Annotated in this window: 20 protein-coding genes; 4 read left to right on the top strand and 16 right to left on the bottom strand. The window is 75.2% G+C overall.

Annotation, left to right across the window (positions count from 1 at the left end; translation table 11 throughout):
• The coding region (locus tag MY526_RS25500; protein WP_436705356.1) for an HNH endonuclease signature motif containing protein at positions 1-964 on the top strand (964 nt) is incomplete at its 5' end.
• A gap of 191 nt (positions 965-1,155) precedes the next feature.
• Here MY526_RS25500 and MY526_RS25495 read toward each other — a convergent pair.
• Together MY526_RS25495 and MY526_RS25490 are read right to left on the bottom strand one after the other, a co-directional pair.
• Positions 1,156-1,665: a hypothetical protein gene (locus tag MY526_RS25495; RefSeq protein ID WP_436694851.1), complete on the bottom strand. Its 510-nt coding sequence runs from the start codon at positions 1,663-1,665 to the stop codon at positions 1,156-1,158.
• 118 nt (positions 1,666-1,783) lie between these two features.
• The gene (locus MY526_RS25490) at positions 1,784-2,959 is read right to left on the bottom strand and encodes a cysteine--tRNA ligase (RefSeq protein ID WP_436694852.1); all 1,176 of its coding nucleotides are present in this window, start codon (positions 2,957-2,959) and stop codon (positions 1,784-1,786) included.
• Between the two features lie 84 nt (positions 2,960-3,043).
• Between MY526_RS25490 and pdxY the strand changes: the two genes are divergently transcribed.
• Positions 3,044-3,895, top strand: a complete 852-nt coding sequence (pdxY, locus tag MY526_RS25485) for a pyridoxal kinase PdxY (RefSeq protein ID WP_436694853.1) — start codon at positions 3,044-3,046, stop codon at positions 3,893-3,895.
• An 8-nt stretch (positions 3,896-3,903) separates the two neighbouring features.
• Here pdxY and MY526_RS25480 read toward each other — a convergent pair whose 3' ends face one another.
• On the bottom strand, positions 3,904-4,416 hold the full coding sequence (locus MY526_RS25480) for a MarR family winged helix-turn-helix transcriptional regulator (protein WP_436705355.1): 513 nt from the start codon (positions 4,414-4,416) through the stop codon (positions 3,904-3,906).
• Positions 4,417-4,499: 83 nt separating this feature from the next.
• On the opposite strand from MY526_RS25480, the gene MY526_RS25475 reads away from it, so the two are divergent.
• Positions 4,500-5,399 (top strand): EamA family transporter, encoded by a 900-nt coding sequence (locus MY526_RS25475; protein ID WP_436694855.1) that lies wholly within the window; start codon positions 4,500-4,502, stop codon positions 5,397-5,399.
• 7 nt (positions 5,400-5,406) lie between these two features.
• Here the strand turns inward: MY526_RS25475 and MY526_RS25470 are convergent, their stop codons facing one another.
• The 13 genes from MY526_RS25470 to MY526_RS25410 all read right to left on the bottom strand — a co-directional run bounded on the left by MY526_RS25470 (position 5,407) and on the right by MY526_RS25410 (position 18,281).
• Entirely contained in the window at positions 5,407-6,828 is a 1,422-nt protein-coding gene (locus tag MY526_RS25470) for an NADP-dependent succinic semialdehyde dehydrogenase (protein WP_436705354.1), read from the bottom strand.
• 132 nt (positions 6,829-6,960) lie between these two features.
• On the bottom strand, positions 6,961-7,389 hold the full coding sequence (locus tag MY526_RS25465) for a hypothetical protein (protein ID WP_436694857.1): 429 nt from the start codon (positions 7,387-7,389) through the stop codon (positions 6,961-6,963).
• Between the two features lie 155 nt (positions 7,390-7,544).
• A complete protein-coding gene (locus MY526_RS25460; RefSeq protein WP_436705353.1) occupies positions 7,545-8,654 on the bottom strand; it encodes a zinc-dependent alcohol dehydrogenase in 1,110 nt (369 codons plus the stop codon).
• A gap of 14 nt (positions 8,655-8,668) precedes the next feature.
• Entirely contained in the window at positions 8,669-9,640 is a 972-nt protein-coding gene (locus tag MY526_RS25455) for a Gfo/Idh/MocA family protein (RefSeq protein WP_436694859.1), read from the bottom strand.
• Complete coding sequence (locus tag MY526_RS25450; protein WP_436694860.1) at positions 9,637-10,755, bottom strand: glycosyltransferase family 4 protein; 1,119 nt, start codon at positions 10,753-10,755, stop codon at positions 9,637-9,639. Before MY526_RS25450 ends, MY526_RS25455 begins: the two co-directional genes overlap by 4 nt.
• A 311-nt stretch (positions 10,756-11,066) precedes the next feature.
• On the bottom strand, positions 11,067-12,170 hold the full coding sequence (locus tag MY526_RS25445; RefSeq protein WP_436705352.1) for an NAD(P)-dependent alcohol dehydrogenase: 1,104 nt from the start codon (positions 12,168-12,170) through the stop codon (positions 11,067-11,069).
• 20 nt (positions 12,171-12,190) lie between these two features.
• Positions 12,191-12,955, bottom strand: a complete 765-nt coding sequence (locus MY526_RS25440) for an IclR family transcriptional regulator (protein ID WP_436705357.1) — start codon at positions 12,953-12,955, stop codon at positions 12,191-12,193.
• Positions 12,956-12,981: 26 nt separating this feature from the next.
• Positions 12,982-13,944, bottom strand: coding sequence for a PDR/VanB family oxidoreductase (locus tag MY526_RS25435; protein ID WP_436694862.1), 963 nt, complete (start codon positions 13,942-13,944; stop codon positions 12,982-12,984).
• 74 nt (positions 13,945-14,018) lie between these two features.
• Positions 14,019-14,294, bottom strand: a complete 276-nt coding sequence (locus MY526_RS25430) for a hypothetical protein (RefSeq protein WP_436694863.1) — start codon at positions 14,292-14,294, stop codon at positions 14,019-14,021.
• Positions 14,295-14,335: 41 nt separating this feature from the next.
• Complete coding sequence (locus MY526_RS25425; protein ID WP_436694864.1) at positions 14,336-15,409, bottom strand: aromatic ring-hydroxylating dioxygenase subunit alpha; 1,074 nt, start codon at positions 15,407-15,409, stop codon at positions 14,336-14,338.
• A gap of 32 nt (positions 15,410-15,441) precedes the next feature.
• Entirely contained in the window at positions 15,442-16,719 is a 1,278-nt protein-coding gene (locus MY526_RS25420) for an MFS transporter (RefSeq protein ID WP_436705351.1), read from the bottom strand.
• A gap of 49 nt (positions 16,720-16,768) precedes the next feature.
• Entirely contained in the window at positions 16,769-17,746 is a 978-nt protein-coding gene (locus MY526_RS25415; protein ID WP_436694866.1) for an ABC transporter substrate-binding protein, read from the bottom strand.
• A gap of 88 nt (positions 17,747-17,834) precedes the next feature.
• The gene (locus MY526_RS25410) at positions 17,835-18,281 is read right to left on the bottom strand and encodes a MarR family winged helix-turn-helix transcriptional regulator (protein ID WP_436705350.1); all 447 of its coding nucleotides are present in this window, start codon (positions 18,279-18,281) and stop codon (positions 17,835-17,837) included.
• 77 nt (positions 18,282-18,358) lie between these two features.
• On the opposite strand from MY526_RS25410, the gene MY526_RS25405 reads away from it, so the two are divergent.
• On the top strand, positions 18,359-18,835 hold a 477-nt coding region (locus MY526_RS25405), incomplete at its 3' end, for an amidohydrolase family protein (protein ID WP_436705349.1).

Genomic DNA, 18,835 nt, shown 5'->3' with positions numbered 1-18,835 from the left:
GAACGTGACCGTCCGGCCGGTCGGGGACGGCATGTCCGAGCTGGTCGCCAAGCTGCCGCACGCGCTCGCGTCGGCCTGCCGGCAGGCCGTCGACGGGCTGGCCCGGGCGGCTCGGTCGGCCGGGGATCAGCGGCCGGTGGGCGTGCTGCGGGTCGGCGCGCTGGCCGACCTGCTGCTGCGCCCCTGGGCGACCGATCGGGAGCCGGTGACCGCGCAGTTGACCATCACCGCTCCGCTGGACGCGCTGACTCCGCAGCGGTTCCTGGATTCCGGTGCCCGGCTGCCGGCGGTGTTCGCCCCACCCGGCTCCATCCCCGCCCCGGTCGGGGAGGTGGACGGGCAGCCGATCACCGCCGCGCACCTGCGCGAACTGCTCACCCAGCTCGACGCGGTGTGTCCCGGCGGGCTGCAGGCCCCGGCCGGCGGCACCCTGAACATCGCGATCACCGACGCGGGTGGGGCGCTGCGGGCCACCACCACCCGCCGCGAGCTCGAGCGGATCGCCCGGCACGGCTGCCCCACCCACGGCCACACCGGCTGCCGGTGTCCGGTGCTGGACCGGCCACCACCGGTGGACCGCTACACCCCCTCCGACGCCCAACGCCGCTGGCTCGAGACCCGGGACCGCACCTGCCGCCACCCCGGCTGCGCCAACGCCGCCGGCTGGGCCGATCTGGACCACGTCATCCCGCACGCCCGCGGCGGGGCGACGTCGTGCGCGAACCTGTGCTGCCTGTGCCGCCGCCACCACCGGCTCAAGACCCACGCGCCGGGCTGGAGCTACGCGATCACCCCCGACGGGGTGCTGTCGGTGACCACCCCCAGCGGGGTCACCCGCACCACCCGACCACCCGGCCATCGACCGGAACCGAATCTGTCCCTCACCGGCAGCCGGGTCCTGGCCGCAGCACCACCCGAGCCACCGCCGGCACCCGACCCCGCCGACGACCCACCACCCTTCTGACCCACCACCGCTCTGAGCCAAGCCCCGCGGCGAGCACCCACGCCCGCCGCGGGGGTGGTGCGGCGTCGACAAAACGAGAGAGCAGGCGATGAGTCGGTTCGCGGTCAGAGGTCACCGTGGTGTGGCGGACCGGCGGACGTCCCGCAGGACCGGAGCCTGTGCGATGTCCGCGCTGGGCGCCCTGCGATGGCCTATCGACTGACCAGTGACTCCAGGGTGACCGCGGCGAGCAGCCGGGCCCACCACGGGCGCCGGGTGGGCGGCGGTGCCGGCTGGGCGCGCCGCCAGAGACGCCGTGCCGGGCGTACCGCCACCGCGCCGCCCTTCATGCTCACCCAGCCACCGGGCCCCATGGTGACGAGGGCCTTGGCGCCGCTCGGTCGGTCGGCCAGTCGCCGGGCGACGAGGACGCCGCCGACCACCAGTTCCGCCGTGGTGAGCAGCCGCGAGACGTCGAGCGCCGGCCGCCAGCGCACGCGCCCGTTCCGGATGACGAACGCCCCCAGCGGGCGGGCGCCGGACATCTCTGCCTCGAGGTCCGCGGACTCCGCACGGCGACGTCCGGCCGTGTGGGCCCGTCCCGCGGACGCCGCGATCACGGTGACGCCGTCCCGCTCGTACGGCGGCGAGAACGCCGTCACCTCCACGCGCCGGGATTCCGGCGAGCGGGCGTCGACGTCAACGGGGTGGAGTCGGTCCATGTCGGCCTCCAGTCGGCTCGGCGTCGGGCCGCTCCAGCCTCACACCGCCGCGCCGCCGGGCAACCGGGTCGCACGTCCCGCAGCACCGGCCGGACGGCCCCTGGAGCGGCGCCCCGGTTCAGCCCAGCGAGAGCACCCGCACCAGCAACCGGGCGGCGTCGCCGCCGTCCGCCACCGCCACGTCGAGGGCACCGGGCACGTCGAGGTCGTCGAGCAGCCGGTCGGTCACCGCCCGGCTCGCGGTCGCCGACGCCCCCCGCCGGCCGGCCGCGGAGAACAGCGCGTCCAGCCGGGCCTGCGCGCCCTCGATCAGCTCGGGCCGGTATTCCCACGGCTGCGACCAGGCGCGGTCGAGCACCAGCAGCCGCAGCACGGGCCCGGTGGTCACCCGGAGCAGGTCGGCCACCAGCGTCAGGTTGCCGGTGGACTTGGCCATCTTCGCGCCGTCCTGCGACACCGCCCCGACGTGCACCTGGGCGCGGGCGAACGGCCCGACGCCGGAGGCTGCCTCCGCCATCGCCGCCTGCTGCGCGTGGTGCGGGAACGCCAGATCCGCGCCGCCCACCAGGACGTCGACGCCGTGGCCGAGGGTCGCCGTCGCCATCGCCGCGCACTCGGCGTGCCAGCCCGGGCGGCCCCAGCCCCACGGGCTCGGCCAGGCGGGGTCGCGCTCCCCCGACGGCCGCCACACCGGCACGTCGAAGGGGTCCTCCCGCAGCGCGTCGGCCGGGTCGTCCCCGAACTCGTCGGCCAGCTGCTTGGCCCGGTCGGCGTCGAGCCCCGCGGACTCCACCACCCCGGCGCCGCGGAAGAAGACATGCGCCTCCCGGACGTACGCGCGGTCGGCGCGCAGCAGCGCGGCGGCCAGCTGCTGCACGTGCGGGATGTGGTGCCGGGCGCGGGGGGTGTGCGTCGGCGGCCGGACGCCGAGGGCCCGCATGTCCTGCTCGAAGGCGAACTCCTGGCTGAGCGCGAACTCGTCGTAGTGCCGGCCGCGGGCGTCGGCGGCCCGGGTCAGCACGTCGTCGACGTCGGTCACGTTCCGGCTGCTCACCACGTCCGACCCGGCCAGCCGCAGCACCGCACCCAGCACGTCGGCCCACACGAACGTCGCCGCGTGCCCGAGATGGGTGACGTCGTAGGGCGTGATGCCGCACACGTAGACGCGGGCCGGACTGGTCACCGGGAGCGGTCGACCGGCCAGCCGCAGGTCCGCGGTGCGCACGTCGACCGGCTCGTCGATCCGGCCGGCGACGCCGACGACGCCGGAGGAGGTCAGGGGAGGCTGGGCCATGCCGCCATCCTGCCCGGCCCGGCCGCACCGGGACGCGACCCGGTCACTGGACCGCCCGCGGGGGCCTCGTGCGACGGTTCCCCCATGGTCGCCGTCCTCTCCATCCAGTCGCACGTCGCCTACGGCCACGTCGGCAACTCCTCGGCCGTGTTCCCCCTCCAGCGCCTCGGCATCGAGGTGTGGCCGGTGCACACCGTCCAGTTCTCCAACCACACCGGCTACGGCCAGTGGCGCGGGAGGGTGTTCGACGGCCCGGCGATCGAGGAGGTCGTGCAGGGCATCGCCGAGCGCGGCGTGCTCGGCCGCTGCGACGCGGTGCTGTCGGGCTACCTGGGCTCGGCCGACATCGGGCACGCGGTCGTGCAGACCGTGCAGCGGGTCCGGGAGGCCAACCCGGCGGCGGTCTACTGCTGCGACCCGGTCATCGGCGACGTCGGCCGGGGCGTCTTCGTCCGCCCGGGCATCCCCGAGTTCATGCGCGAGGTCGCCGTGCCCGCCGCCGACGTCGTCACGCCCAACCACTACGAGCTCGACGCCCTCTCCGGCCGCACCACGCGCACCCTGGCGGAGGTCACCGACGCGGTCGCCGGTGTGCACGACCTGGGCCCGCGGGTGGTCCTGACCACCTCGCTGGTCACCGACGACACCCCCGAGGACGCCGTCGACCTGCTCGCCTCCGAGGGCGGCCGGCACTTCCGGGTCCGGACCCCGCGCCTGGACGTGGCGGTCAACGGCGCCGGCGACGCCGTCGCCGCGCTCTTCCTGGCCCACTGGCTCGACACCCGCGACGCCGGCACCGCCCTGGGCCGGGCGGCGGCCTCGGTGCACGGCCTGCTCCAGCGCACCGAGGACGCCGGGTCCCGGGAGATCCTGCTGGTGGCGGCCCAGGAGGAGTTCGTGGCCCCCTCCCGCAGCTTCGACGTCGTCGAGGTCTGACACGCGGCTCAGCCGTCGTGCTGCTCCACCGACGCCAGCAGGTCGCGCAGCAGGTCCTCGACCTGGCGCAGCCGGTCGCCGGACAGCCCGGCGAGCAGCTGCTGCTGGACGGCGAGACCGGCGGTCACCGCCTCGTCGATGAGCGCCCGCCCCGAGTCGGTGAGCCGCACCAGCAGCGCGCGCCGGTCGGCCGGGTCCGGGGCCCGCACCAGGTGGCCGGCCCGCTCGAGCCGGTCCAGCCGGCTGGTCATCCCCCCGCTGGTGAGCATGAGCGCGCTGGTCAGCCGGCCCGGTGACATCCCCTCGGGCCCGGCCGCGCGGCGCAGCGTGGCCAGGACGTCGAAGTCGGCGCGGGTGATGCCGAACTGCGCGTAGCACCGCTCCTGCGCGTCGCCGACCAGCCGGGCGGCCCGGTAGATCCGCCCGAACACCGCCATCGCGTGCGTGTCGAGGTCGGGGCGCTCATGCGCCCACTGCTCGACGATCGCGTCCACGCCGTCCCGGTCCGTCACGACCGCCATGCTCGCACACCACTCGGTTGACAGATACTCGCTCCCGAGTATCTTGCGATCAAGAATAATCCCCTCGAGAGAGGCGGCCCGTCATGACGGCTCTCGCGACCCGGCCCCCGCTCACCGCCCCCCGCCCGCCTCGCCTGCCGGCCTGGGGCCTGGTCGCCGCCACGGCGGTCGCCCCCGCCACCTGGGGGACGACGTACGCCGTCACCACGGAGTGGCTGCCGCCGGACCGCCCCCTGCTCGCCGCCACGGTGCGCGCGCTGCCGGCCGGGCTGCTCCTCGTGGCGCTCGGGCACCGCCTGCCCTCGGGCGCGTGGTGGTGGAAGGCCGCGGTCCTCGGCACCCTCAACATCGGCGCGTTCTTCGCGCTGCTGTTCGTCGCCGCCTACCGGCTGCCCGGCGGGGTGGCCGCGATCCTCGGCGCAGCCCAGCCGCTCCTGGTGGCGCTGCTGGCGCTGCCGCTGCTCGGCGAACGGCTGCGCACCCGGACCGTGCTGCTCGGGCTGACCGGCATCGCCGGCGTGGGGCTGATCGTGCTGAGCAGCGCCGCCCGGCTGGACGCCGCCGGCATCGCCGCGGGCCTGGCCGGCACGGCGTCGATGGCCGCCGGCGTGGTGCTCACCAAGCGGTGGGGACGCCCGGTCGCGGTGCTGCCGTTCACCGGCTGGCAGCTGACCGCCGGCGGGCTCGTGCTGCTCCCCCTCACCCTCGCCGTCGAGGGCCTGCCGGCCGGCCTCACCGCGGGGCAGGCCGGCGGCTTCCTCTACCTGGCCACCGTCAACACCGCGCTGGCCTACGCGCTCTGGCTGCGCGGGATCGGCCTGCTGCCCGCCTCGCAGCTCACCTTCCTGGGGTTGCTCTCCCCCGTGGTCGCGGCGGCGGTCGGCTGGACGCTGCTGGGCCAGGCGCTCGGCCCGGCCCAGCTGCTCGGCGCCGTCCTCGCGCTCGGCACCGTCGTCCTCGCCCAGCGGCCGCGCACCGCCTGACCAGGGGTCACTCGGACGCCGACGCCGTCCGGCCCTCCCCCTGCCGGGCGCCCGGCGGGCCGATCCAGACGGTCTTGGCGTTGGTGAACTCGTACATGCCGACCTCGGTCAGCTCCCGCCCGTAGCCGCTCTGCTTCACCCCGCCGAAGGGCAGCTCCGGATAGCTGGTCACCATGCCGTTGACGAAGGCCATGCCGGACTGGACGTCGCGGATGAACCGCAGCCGCTCCCCCTGGTCCTCGCTCCACAGGTTGGCGCCCAGCCCGTAGACGTGGTCGTTGGCGATCCGGATGGCCTCGTCGAGGTCGGCGACGGTGAACAGCGCGGCAACCGGGCCGAACACCTCCTCGGAGTAGATGCCCATGTCGGGGGTCACGCCGGTGACCAGCGTCGGCTCGTAGAACCAGCCCGGCCGGTCCACGCGCCCTCCGCCGGTGACCACGGTGGCGCCCTTCTCCACCGCCTCCTGCACGTACCGCTCGACGTCCTCCAGGCCGGACTCGGTGGCCAGCGGGCCGATCTGGGTGTCCTCGGCCATCGGGTCGCCCACCGTCATGGCGGCCAGCTTCTCGGCGAACAACCGGGTGAACTCCTCGGCCACGTCCGCGTGGACGAAGAAGCGCTTGGCCGCGATGCAGCTCTGCCCGTTGTTCTGGCAACGGGCGGTCACCGCCACCTCGGCCGCCTTGTCCAGGTCGGCCGACGGCATGACGATGAACGGGTCGCTCCCGCCGAGCTCGAGCACCGTCTTCTTCAGCGCGTCCCCGGCGATCGCGGCCACCGACTGCCCCGCCGGACCGCTGCCGGTGAGCGTCGCGGCGACCACCCGGTCGTCGCGGAGCACCCGCTCGACGGCCCCCGACCCGATCAGCAGCGTCTGGAAGACGCCGCCGGGGAACCCGGCCTTGCGGAACAGCTCCTCGAGGTACAGGGCGGTCTGCGGCACGTTGCTGGCGTGCTTGAGCAGCCCGACGTTGCCGGCCATGAGCGCCGGGGCGGCGAACCGCATCGCCTGCCAGAGCGGGAAGTTCCACGGCATGATCGCCAGCACCACGCCGAGCGGCTGGTGGACGACGTAGGCCTCGGTGGCCCCCACCGCCGAGGCGTCGGCCGGCTTCGGCTGCAGCATCGCGTCACCGTGCTCGGCGTAGTAGCGCAGCGCCTTGGCGCACTTGCCGACCTCGGCCTTCGCCGAGGCGAGCGTCTTGCCCATCTCGGTGGTCATCAGCTCGGCGACGGTGCCGGCGTCGGCGTCGAGGACGTCGGCCGCCGCGCGCAGCCACCCGGCACGCTGACGCAGGGTGGTCAGCCGGTACTCGGCGAAGGCCGCCGCCGCCCGGGCGAGCTTCTCCTCGAGCGCCTCGTCCGAGAGTGGCTCGTAGGTCTTGAGCGTCTCGCCGGTGGCCGGGTTGATGGTGGCGATGGCCATGGGGTCCTCCCGTCGGTGGTGCTGCCTGCGACCGCTGGTCCCTGGTCGGCTCCTGCAGCCATCCTGGCCCTCCGCGGCGAGGCGCACACCACGCGCACACCACGCGCACTCCGCGCAGCACCTGCCCGTTCCCTAGGACGACGTCTCCTCCGGGGACTCCTCCGTGTCCGGGTGCGGCTGCTGCTCCGCGTGCCGCCGACGACCCGGCAGGTGGATCAGCCGCCAGGTGAACCGCTGGTCCGGGTGCGCGCTGCCCGGGGGGTGCGGGAGCCGGTCGACCACCCAGGCCGGCAGGTGCACGTGCGGGAGGTGCGGCAGGTGCGGGTGCGGGAGGTGCGCCTGCGGGAGGTGCGGGTGCGGCAGCCGGTGGCCGGTCCGCGGAGCGGCCTGCGCGATCAGGGCGGCCACCCGCACGCGCTGCGAGGCCCGCTCCCTCGCCCGGACCGCGGCCTGGGCGGCCCGGTGGTGGCGCTCCCAGCGGGCGGTGTTGCTGCGCGCCAGCGCGATCACGAGCGCGGTGACGAACGCGAAGCCGAGGACACTGACGATCGCCCAGCCCATGACGGCCCCTCCTCTGAGGCCGCCGCGCAGCCCGGTCCCCCGGCGTCCGCGGCGATGCCACGGACGATCCCCCTTGAGGACCGGCGGAACAAGACCGTCCGGCGCGGCACGGGCCCGACACGCCGCTCGTCGCGGGCGGCGCGCCGCCGGGCACCTCAGCCGGCGTCGAACCGGAGCACCGCCTGCAGCGGAGGGCTCGCGAGCCGACGTCCGGCCAGGTCGGCCAGCAGCCGCGGGCCCTCCTCGAACGGGAGGACGTCGGTGACCAGGTGGGCGCGGACGTCGGAGCCCCGGGCGCGCAGCAGGTCGAGGGTGACCTCGGCCAGCGCAACGCGCGGCCAGGCACCGGCCATGCCGCGCGGCACCCGGCCGATCTGGGCGCACACCACGGCCAGGCCGTTGTGGTGGAACTCCTCGCCGAGCCGCACCGCCTCCGCGCCGGCCTGGTAGAAGCCCAGGTCGATCACGGTGCCCTGCGGCCGCAGCGACTTGAGCGCGGTGGCCAGGGCGGCGTCGTGCCCCTGGCACTGCAGGACGACGTCCGCGCCGACGTCCCCCGGCCCGTGCCGCCACCGCTGCTTGACCGTCCGCCACGCCGACCCGCCGGCGTCGTCCAGGGTGGCGAGACCCAGCGCCTCGGCGACCGCCCGGCGCTGGGCGGACCCCTCCGCCACCACGACCTCGGCCGCGCCGTGCCGGACGGCGAGCAGCGCCGAGAGCAGGCCGATGACCCCGGCGCCGGTCACCAGCACGCACCGGCCGCGCACCCCGGCGTCCACCCCCGCGGTCGGGCCGGCGAAGTCGGCCGCGGCGTGCAGCAGCCCGTTGACGCAGATCGGCCCCATCTGGGCCAGGTAGACGCCGAGCAGCGGGTCGAGGTCGTCGGGCACCGGGACGACGGTCTTGCGGCCGGGATCGGCGCAGAAGCCGGTGCGGTGCCCGTAGGCCATGGCCACCCGCGAGCCCTCGGGCATCTCCGGCGTCCGGCTCTCGGTGACCCGGCCGACCTCCATGTAGCCGAACCCGCGGACGGGGTAGGCCCGGCGCGGCCCGTCGGGGTCGAAGGCGCACAGCTCCGGGTCCCAGTGCAGCTGGAAGTGCGGGTCGGTGCCGCGGACGATCGCCACCTCCGTCCCGGCGCTGACGCCGCTCCACTCCGTCTGCACCCACGCCTGACCGGGCCCGGGCTCGGGCTCCTCGTCGTCGATCAGCTCCGGCTGCCCCGGCCCCAGCACCCCGATCGACCGCACCGTCCGCCCGCTCATCCCCGTCCCCTCGGTCAGCAGTCCGGGCGCACGGCCGCGCCCTCGCGTGCGGCCCGGTCGGCCGCGCAGGCCAGCGCGTGGGTGCGCAGCGCCTCGGCGTAGGGCACCTGCACCCGGTCGACGCGGCCGAGCAGCACGTCGAGGAACTCACGGTCCCCGGCGGCGATCGGGTCGGCGTCGGTGCGGTGCACCTCCTCGCCGTCGGCGGAGACCACCCGCAGCTCGTGGTCGTCCAGGCTGCGCTCGGCGAGCTCCACCACCCGGCCCTCGGCCACCACCTGCAGGCCCACGGCGTGCCGCCAGCCCAGCACCCGGGTCGAGGAGATGCTGCCGACGGCTCCGGACGCGAAGGTCAGCAGCGCCACCGCGGCGGTGGCCACCTCGCCGTCGGCCGCGGCGGGCCGCTCGGCGGCCGAGACCGACACGACCTCGCCGGCCAGCACCCGGGCCAGGTCGAAGACGTGCGTGGTCTGCTCGACGACCTGCCCGCCGGAGCCGTCGCGGCGCGCCCACCACGGTGGCGCCGGGGTCTTGTCCAGCCAGGAGCCGGTCACCAGCCGGGCCGCTCCCGCCGGCAGCAGCTCGGCGGCCCGCCGGAGGACGTCCAGGTGCCGCCAGTGGTAACCGACGGCCGTCGTCAGCCCCCGCTGCTCGACCAGCCGGGCCACCTCCCGGGCCGTGCCGAGGTCCAGGGCGAGCGGCTTCTCGACGAAGAACGGCAGGTTCCGGGCCACCGCGGCCGCCTCCAGCGGCCCGTGCGCGAACGGCGGCACGCAGAGCCAGACGGCGTCGAGCTCCTCGCGCTCGAGCATCGCCGTCCCGTCGGCGTGGCAGCGGGCGCCCACGCGGGCCGCGGCCACCTCGGCGCGCTCGCGCACCGGATCGGCGACCGCGACGACCTCGACGTCGTCGAAGCGGGAGAGCGCGGCCAGGTGCCGGCCCGCGATGAACCCGGTGCCGACCACGCCCACCCGCAGCCGGCTCACCGGCGGGCCCCGCGCAGCGCCGCCTCGTAGACCGCGGCGGTGTCGGCGGCCATCCGGTCGCGGGTGAACCCCGCCAGGTAGCGGCACCGCCCCGCGGCGCCCTGCCGCCGGCGCAGGGACGGGTCGGCGAGCAGGCGTTCCAGCGCGGCGCCGAGCGCAGCGGGGTCGTCGGGCCGGACCAGCGCACCGGTCACCCCGTCCACGACGACCTCCTCGGTCCCGATCACCCGGGTGGCCACGACCGGGAGCCCCGCCTCCATCGCCTCCAGGGCCACCAGCGGCATCCCCTCGTGCCGCGAGGGCAGCGCGAAGACGTCGGCGGCGGCGAGCAGCTGCCGCGCGTCGGGCCGGTGCCCGGGGAACCGGACGGCGTTCCGCACCCCCAGCGCCGCCGCCCGCTTCTCCAGGGCCTCGCGCAGCGGCCCGTCCCCCACGAGGACGACGGCCAGGTCGGGGAAGCGGGCCAGCAGGCCCGGGACCGCGTCGACCAGGTGCCACTGGCCCTTCATGTGTGTCAGCCGGCCCACCGTGAGGACGACGGGCTGAGCCGGGTCCAGGCCGAGCGCGGCGCGTGCGGCGTCCCGGCCCAGGCGCTCGCGCAGCGGAGCGACCCCGTTGGGGACGGTGGTGAACCGCCCGGGCGCGACCCCGATCCGCTGGTAGGTGCGGCGCAGCCCCTCCGAGACCGCGATCAGCCGGTCGACCGCCTCGATCCCGGCGTGGTACGCCCGCCGCTTGCGCGGGTGCGCCACCAGGTAGGGCAGGTGCTGGGTCTGCACGACCACCGGGCACCCGGCGCGGCGGGCCAGGCGGACGCCGGGCCAGTTCTCCGAGCCGGTGCCGACGTGGCAGTGGAAGACGTCGGCCGGGTGCCCGGCCAGCCACCCGCTGACCACCTCGGCGAACAGCGGGTGCCGCGGCGAGGGCAGCTCCACGGTGCGGGCGCCGAGCTCCGCCGCCCGGTCGAGCAGCCGCCGCCCGCCCACCGTCGGTCGCATCATCAGCGCGACGTCGGCCGTCCCGGCGTACTCCGCGACCAGGTCGACCATGTGGGCGCCCATCCCCGAGGGGTCGATGGACGGCGTGTAGAAGCAGATGGACCGACGTCCGGGCACCGTTGCCCCCCACCGTTGCTCGACGAGCCGGGGGGACCCCCGGAGGCGGTGAACCTAGCGGGCCGCGCGGTCCCGGAACAGGTCCGACGCCCCGTCGTCTCGGTCCCGGGAGTGTCGTGACGCGGGCGCCGCGCCCTTCTCAGCTCACCAGCGCCTGGGTCGCGGACTCCTTGCCTGAACCCCTGGGCGGCCTGGGCGAGCAGTTCCCAGTCCAGCGACACCCCGGCGGCCACCGGTCGGCTCGGGATCGAGCTCCACCGCGTCCCCCGAGGGGCAGAAATGGCCATTTCTGCCCCTCGGGGGACGGGCGCTCAGGTGGGCATGCGGAGGATCGGCTTGACGACGGCGCCGCTGTAGGAGGCCTCGACGGCGTCCTCGATCCGGTCGAGCGGGAAGTACTCGACCAACCGGTCGAAGGGGAACCGCCCCTGCGCGTGCAGGTCCATGAGCGCGGCGATCAGCGCCTGGCCGCGGCCGCTGCCGCCGAGGGTGCCGCGGATGGTCTTGCCCCAGAGGGTGCTCATGTGGTCGGCGCTGAACTCCGCGCCGGCCGGGGCGCCGCCGATGAGGACCGCCGTCCCGAGCATGCCGACCGAGTCGATCGCCTGCCGGATCACCGGCACCACCCCGGTGCAGTCGAGCGCGGCGTCGGCCGGTCCCCCGCAGATGTCGGTGACCGCCGCCACCGGGTCGGTGTCGGTGGCGTCGACGGTGTGGGTGGCGCCGAGGTCGGTGGCCAGCCGCAGCCGCGAGGCGTGCCGGTCGACGGCGATGATCGTGGTGGCCGCCGAGCACCGGGCCGCCATCACCGCGGCCAGCCCGACGGTGCCCGCGCCGTAGACCACGATCGAGCTGCCCGGCTCGGGGCGGACGGTGTTCAGCACGGCGCCGGCGCCGGTGGCCAGTCCGCAGGCCAGCGGGCCCATGAGCTCGACGGGCAGCCCCGCGGGCACGGGCACCAGCGAGGAGGCGCTGGTCATCGAGTAGGTGGCGAAGGAGGACTGGCCGAAGAAGTGGCTGCTCAGCGGGCCGCCGTCGGTCGTCCGCAGGGCGGAGCCGCCGCCCGGGCGGTGCCCGGCGCCGACCAGCTCGCCCAGCCGGAGGCAGTAGCGCGGCTCGCCGGCCAGGCAGTTGCGGCAGTCCCCGCAGTAGGGCCAGCCGAGGACGACGGCCTGCCCCTCGCTGATCCCGGTCACGCCCTCGCCGACCGCGACCACCGTGCCGGCGCCCTCGTGCCCCAGCACGCCGGGCAGCGGGAAGGGCAGGTCGCCGTCGCGGGCGATGCCGTCGGTGTGGCAGAAGCCGGAGGCGGCCACCTGCACCAGCACGTCGCCGGGGCCGGGCTCGTCGAGCTCGACCTCCTTGACGACGAAGGGGCCGTGCAGCTCCTCGACGACGGCAGCGGTGATCTTCACGGGCGGGTCCTCCTCGACGGTCAGCGGAGCTCGTCGGCCGCGGACGGCGGCTCGACCGGCCAGCCGGCACCGGCCGACTGGGTGAGCACCCGGGAGATGCCCCGGGCCGCGGCCCGCACACCCGGGGTGACGGCGCGGACGGCCGCCGGCGAGTCGCCGGGGACCACCACCGACAGCGCCGCGACGACGGCGTCGCCGAGGTGGATCGGCGCGGCCGCCGAGACGGCGTCCGCGGTGACCTGCCGGTCGCTGATCGCCAGGCCGGTGCGCCGGACCTCGGCGAGCACCCGGCGCAGCGTCCGCGGGTCGGTGATGGTGTGCGGGGTGTACCGCCGCAGCGGGGCGGCGAGCACCCGCTCCTGCACCTCCACCGGCGCGTACGCGAGCAGCACCAGGCCCACCCCGGTCGGTGGCAGGGCGAACCGGCCGCCCACCTGGGTGAGGACGGTGACCGCGTCGCGGGCGGCGAAGCGCTCGACGAACAGCACCTCGACGTCGTCCCGCACGGCCAGTTGCACGTTCTGGTGGGTGACCTCGTAGAGGTCCTCCATGAACGGCAGCGCCGCCTCCCGCAGACCGAGGCCGCGGGGGGCGAGCGCGCCCAGCTCGAACAGCCGCAGCCCGACCCGGAACCGGCCGTCGGCGTCCCGCTCCAGCCCGCCCCACCGGCGCAGCTCGCCGACCAGGCGGTGCGCGGTGGACAGCGGCACGCCGACGGCCCGGGCGATCTCCGACAGGGTGAGCGCCGGCCGCTCCCGGGTGAAGGCGTCGAGGACGGCGAGCAGCTTCCCGCCCGACGTCCGCGACGGGGTCAGAGGTCCAGGACCAGCTTCGGGCAGGCCGCCCGGGACACGCAGATGAACATCGTGTCGTTCGCCTCCTGCTCCTCCGCCGTCAGCAGGGAGTCGCGGTGGTCCACCTGGCCCTCGAGCACCGGCGTCTCGCAGGTCCCGCACGTCCCCTCCTGACAGGAGGAGAGGACCGGGATCCCGGCCTCCTCCACGACCTCGAGGATGGTCCTGTCCGGCGGCACGGTGAGCGTCATGCCGCTCTGCGCCAGCTCGACCTCGAAGGCGTCCTGCATGACCGGCTCGCCCATCTCCTTGGGCGCGAAGCGCTCGACGTGCAGCGAGCCCGCGGGCCACGCTGCGCACTGCTTCTCCACCGCCTGCAGCAGCGGCTCGGGGCCGCAGCAGTAGACGAGCGTGTCGGGGCGCGGGGTCCCGAGGATGCCCGGCAGGTCGATGAGGCCGACCTCGTCCTGCGGGTGCAGGACCACCGGGGTCTCGCTGATCTCCTCGAGCGACTCGAGGAAGGCCATCGACCGGCGGCTGCGGCCGCCGTAGTGCAGCTCGGCGTCGGCGCCGGCGGCCTGGGCGGCGCCCATCATCGGCAGGATCGGGGTGATCCCGATGCCGCCGGCGATGAAGACGTAGCGGGGGGCGGGCACCAGCGGGAAGTTGTTGCGCGGGCCGCGGACGTCGATCTCGGTGCCCTCGGTCAGCTCGTCGTGCACGTAGGCCGACCCGCCCCGGCCCTCGGGCTCCCGGAGGACGCCGATCCGCCACACCGACCGGTCGCCGGGGTCGCCGCACAGCGAGTACTGCCGGGTCATGCCGTTGGGCAGCTTGAGGTCCAGGTGCGCGCCCGGCGCCCAGGCCGGGAGCTCGGCACCGGACGGATCGTGCAGCTCGAGGACGACGACGCCCTCCGCGCCCTCGGTGCGGGACGCGACCTGCAGCCGCAGGTCCACCTCGTCGTGCGTGCTGTGCACGGGTTACTCCGTTTCGATGAAGGCACACCACGTCCCCGGACCGCCGACGCACGGCGGGCCGGGGACGGGTGAGCTCAGACCAGGACCGGGGTGCGTGACCGGATGATGCGCGGGTCGGTCACCCGGTGCGCAGGCGGGGGTGGCAGGACGTCGGGCAACGGGGTGACCGTGGGCCCGCCGGCCGGGTGGTCGGGGTGCGCGAGCAGCCACTCCCACATCTCGATCGGGTCCTCGCCCTCGGCCTCGGCGCCGCAGTGGCACAGGCCGCGGAGCCGGTCGGAGCCGGGGAGCCAGTTGATGCGCAGCACCTTGTCCCCGACGAGCACCTCGCGGGGCGCGGGCAGGGTCATGCCGTTCCCTCCGGATCGGTCACCGTTGCCGTGGAACGAGGTCACCGCGCGGTCGCCGCGGGCTGCTGGACCGGGGCGCCGGAGGCCTCGGCGGCCAGGCGGGCGATGATCCGGCGGGCGGCGAGGCCGCCGGTGTCGATGTTGATCGACAGCTCCTGGTACCCGTCCGGCTCGCCGGTGAGCACCTTCTCGAGCACGTCGAGCGCGGTCACGTCCTGGAGGACGACGGTGCGGTTGCTCTCCCGCAGGAAGTCCGACACGCCCTCGTCGTCGAGCGCGAAGTCGCGGGCGACGGCCCAGAAGTCGTGCGTGGAGTTCTCCGTCTCCGGGGTGATCGCGTAGACGACCTCGACGTGGAAGGCGTCGGGGTCGGTGCCGTCCTCGTTCGGCAGCACGCCGACCGGGGCCACCCGGCTGTGCAGCTTGTACAGGCACGGCGGGGTGTACTCGATGTCCTGCCAGCGGGTGATCCGGCCCTCGATGCCGGTGCTCTTGGCGTAGAACGGCGGGCACTCGGCGTCGGCCATGTGCCGGCTGACGTAGACGACGCCGGCGGCCTCGTCGACCTCGGTGGTGATCGGCGTCTCGGCGACCTCCGGCGTGCCGATGTAGCCGCCGTGCAGGTAGGTCTCGTGCGACAGGTCCATGAGGTTGTCGATCAGCAGGCTGGCGCGGGCCTGGAGGGGCTCCATGCCGCTGACCGTCGTCCAGCCCTCCTGGTCCAGCCACGGCGCCCGCGGGATGCGGGTGCTCTCGGCCTTCTCCGCATCGCCGATGAAGACCCACACGAAGGAGTCCTGCTCGACGACCGGGTAGGACTTCAGCCGCGCGGTGCGCGGGATCCGCGTCTGGCCGGGGACGGCGACGCACGCGCCGTCGGCGCCGTAGGTGAAGCCGTGGTAGCCGCAGACGACGGTGTCGCCGTTGAGGTGGCTCGGCTTCTCCGACAGCGGGAACCGGCGGTGCACGCACCGGTCGCTCATCGCGGTGACCTGGCCGGCCTCGGTGCGCCAGAAGAGGATCGACTCACCGCAGATCGTCCGGCTGAACAGCTCCCGGCCGACCTCCCGGCCATAGGCGGCCACGTACCACTGGTTCTGGACGATCGACGTCATCTGCATGCCTCCACGGGTCGGGATTTCCCAGCTCAGTACCCACGGTGACCGCCATCACCACCCTCGCGGTACCGGACTTCCACATTGTGGAAGCCTTCTCCGCCGAAGGCGACCGGCCGGCCGGCCACCGCGAGTGCGCCGGTCAGCCCGGCGGTGACCACGAGCAGCAGCACCAGCGGCGCGGTCCAGCCGCCGGTGGCGGCGTAGACCGCGCCCACGACGAGCGGTCCGGTCGCGCCGACGCCGTAGCCGACCAGGGAGCTCATCCCCGACAGCCGCCGCACCGCGGTCTCGTCGGCGGCCCGCAGCACGACCAGGGTGAAGGCCAGCGAGACGCCCGCGCCCTGCGCGAGCCCGCCCACGACCGCCCACACCGGCCACGCCTGCGGCGCGAGGAGCAGCCCGGCGATCAGCACCGCCCAGGCGCCGGCCACCGCGACGCCGAGCCCGCTCTGCCCGCTCCCGGGCCGGCGCCGCGCGAGCACCGCCGGCACGACCAGCGTGCCGGGGATGCCGAGGACCTGGAACAGCGTGGCGGCCAGGCCGGCGGTGCCCAGGTCCGCGCCGAGCTCGTCGACGAGCACCGTGGGCAGCCAGGTGGTCAGCGCGTAGTAGAGGACCGACTGCAGGGCCAGCACCACGGCGACCGCCCACGCGACCGGCGACCGCCACGCCGACATCCCCGCCGGGCGCCCGCCGGACGGCGGCACCGCGGCCGCGGGAGCGGGCGCGGTGCCCCGGGTGGCCGCGGTCCAGACGGCGGCGGCGACGGCGGTCACGACCACCCAGACCGCGAGCGCCCAGCGCCAGCCGGCGACCGCGGCGATCGGGGCGGTGAGCGCGGCCATGAGCGCTGCCCCGCAGGTCAGGGCGCCGGTGTAGAGACCGGTGACGGTGCCGGCGCGCTCGGCGAAGTCGCGCTTGGTGACCGCGGGGAGCAGCACGTTGCCCACCGTCATGCCCGCGCCGATGACGAACGTGCCGGCCAGCAGCACGGGCGCGCCGTCGAGGACCCGCAGCACGGTGCCCGCCCCGATCGCGAGCAGCCCGGCGAGGACGGCCCGCTCCGGGCCCAGGCGCCGGCCCAGCCACGCCGCCGGCGGCGCCAGCACGGCGAAGCACAGCACCGGCAGGGTGGTGAGCAGCCCGGCCACCGTCGGGGACAGCCCCAGCTCGGCGCGGATCTCGGGCAGCACGGGCGAGACCGCGGCGATGGCGCCGCGCAGGTTCAGCCCGGCGAGCAGGACGGCGAGCAGCAGCAGGCCCGCCCGGGGTGCCGGGCGGGCCTGCCGCTGGGTCGGGGTGTTCACCCCTGGTACCTACTCCCCGGCCGGACGGCCGGGAGAGTCGGGGGTCGGGTCACTCCTCGGGCAGCAGGCCCTCGATGTCGAGCTCGTCCTGCTCGAGCAGGCCGGCCTCCACCATGAGCTCGCCCATCTGCTCGATCTGCTCGCGGCGCAGGTCAGTGCCGAACTCCTCGATGCGGACGTTCGCCATGGCCCCGGCCGGCGTGCCCAGGAACTCCTCGGCCTCGGTGCGGACCGCGTCGGGGTTCTGGTCGGCCCACTCGAGGGTCTCCTCGAGCGCCGCGGTGAAGTCCGCGACCAGCTCGGGGTCGGACTCGGCCAGCTGGCCGGAGGTGAAGAACAGCTGGGTCGGGTGGCCCGGCACCGACTCCTGGCTGGAGTAGCTGGCCACCGGGTGACCGCCGGTGATCAGCTGGGACAGGAAGGGCTCGGGCACCCAGACGGCGTCGACGTTGCCGGCCTCGAGCGCGGCGGGCATGTCCGGGAAGGGCAGCTCGACGTACTGGATGCCGCTGGGGTCGCCGCCGTCCTGGCGCACGGCCTCGTCGATGGTCAGCTGGCCCATGCCGTTGAGCGTGTTGACCGCGATCCGCTTGCCGGCCAGGGCGGCCGCCGCGGTGATCCCGGAGTCGCGGTGCGCGATGACGCCGTTGACGTCCTCGCCCTCGGCGTGGGTCGAGGTCCAGTGGCCGACGACCCGGACGTCGAGTCCCTCGCCGCGGGCCTGCAGCAGCGAGACCGGGTTGCTGGTGGCGAACTGCATCTCACCGGCGGCGACCGCCGGCAGCAGCGCGGCACCGCCCTGGCCGGTCTCGATGGTGACCTCGATGCCGCGCTCCTCGAAGAAGCCCTGCTCGATGCCGCCCTGGAGCGCGCCGGTGACCGCGACCGGCAGCAGCCCGGCGGTGACCTGGCGCAGCTCGCCGTCGGCGCCGCCCCCACCGGAGCCGGTCGCCTCGTCGTCGCCTCCCCCGCACGCGGCGAGCGCGAGCGTCGTCGCGGCCAGCACGGGGACCCACTTGCGGAGCATGTGCTCTCCCAAACTCGTAATCAATGACAACCTCAACGGTTGATAACAGGGATGGTGCACGTCACGGGGCGGATCGGCAAGCACCGCCTCACGACTGCGGCGCGGACTGCCCGCTCCGGACCATCCGGCCGAGCAGCCCGCGCAGCTGCTCCTGCTCCCCGGCCGAGAGTGTCTCCAGCTGCGCCCGGTGCGCCGCGCCGACCGAGCGCTCGGCGTGGCGCCGGACCGCGTGGCCGGCGCCCGTCGCGCGCACGAGCTTGGTGCGCCGGTCGCTCTCCGAGGGGTGCCGCTCGACCAGGCCGGACTCGGTCAGCTCGTCGACGAGGAGGACCACCTGGCTGGGGTCGAGCCCGAGCACCTCGGCGAGGTCGCGCTGGGACATGCCGTCGCCCGAGTCGCAGGCCAGCAGCAGGGCGGAGTAGGAACGCACCCGCAGCCCGTGGACGGCGAGGGCGGCGTTGGTGGCCCGGATCAGCTGACCGCTGGCACGGGAGAGGAGAAAGCCGACGTCGGCGGTGAGCGAGCTGCTGTCCATGAGGACCTCCATCGTTGACGTCCTCCACGATAACGTCCTAGCGTCGTGTGTCACACCCCTTCTGCGCAGGAGCAGCCGTGGACCTCGAGAACCTGGTCGCGATCGACGTGCACGTGCACGTCGAGCAGGACCTGCACGGTCACCTGTCCATGGACGACGAGTTGCTGGAGGCCGCGGCCGCCTACTTCAAGGGCGAGCCGCACCACCCGACCGTCCCCGAGATCGCCGAGCACTACCGGGCCCAGCGGATGGCGGCCGTCGTCTTCACCGTGGACAGCGAGCTGGCCACCGGGCACCCGACGCTGTCCAACGAGGAGATCGCCGAGGCCGCCGCGCAGCACCCCGACGTGCTGATCCCGTTCGGCTCGATCGACCCCGCGCGCGGGCAGTCCGGCGTCCGCGCCGCCCGCCGCCTGGTCACCGAGCACGGCGTCCGGGGGTTCAAGTTCCACCCGTCGATCCAGGCCTTCGAGCCCAACGACCGGCGGGTGTACCCGCTCTACGAGGAGCTGCAGTCCCTCGGGGTGCCGGCGCTGTTCCACACCGGCCAGACC

This window comes from Geodermatophilus sp. CPCC 205761, assembly GCF_051383655.1.
In the GTDB taxonomy this organism is placed as follows: Bacteria; Actinomycetota; Actinomycetes; order Mycobacteriales; family Geodermatophilaceae; genus Geodermatophilus.
This window is presented reverse-complemented; position numbering and strand designations above follow the sequence as displayed.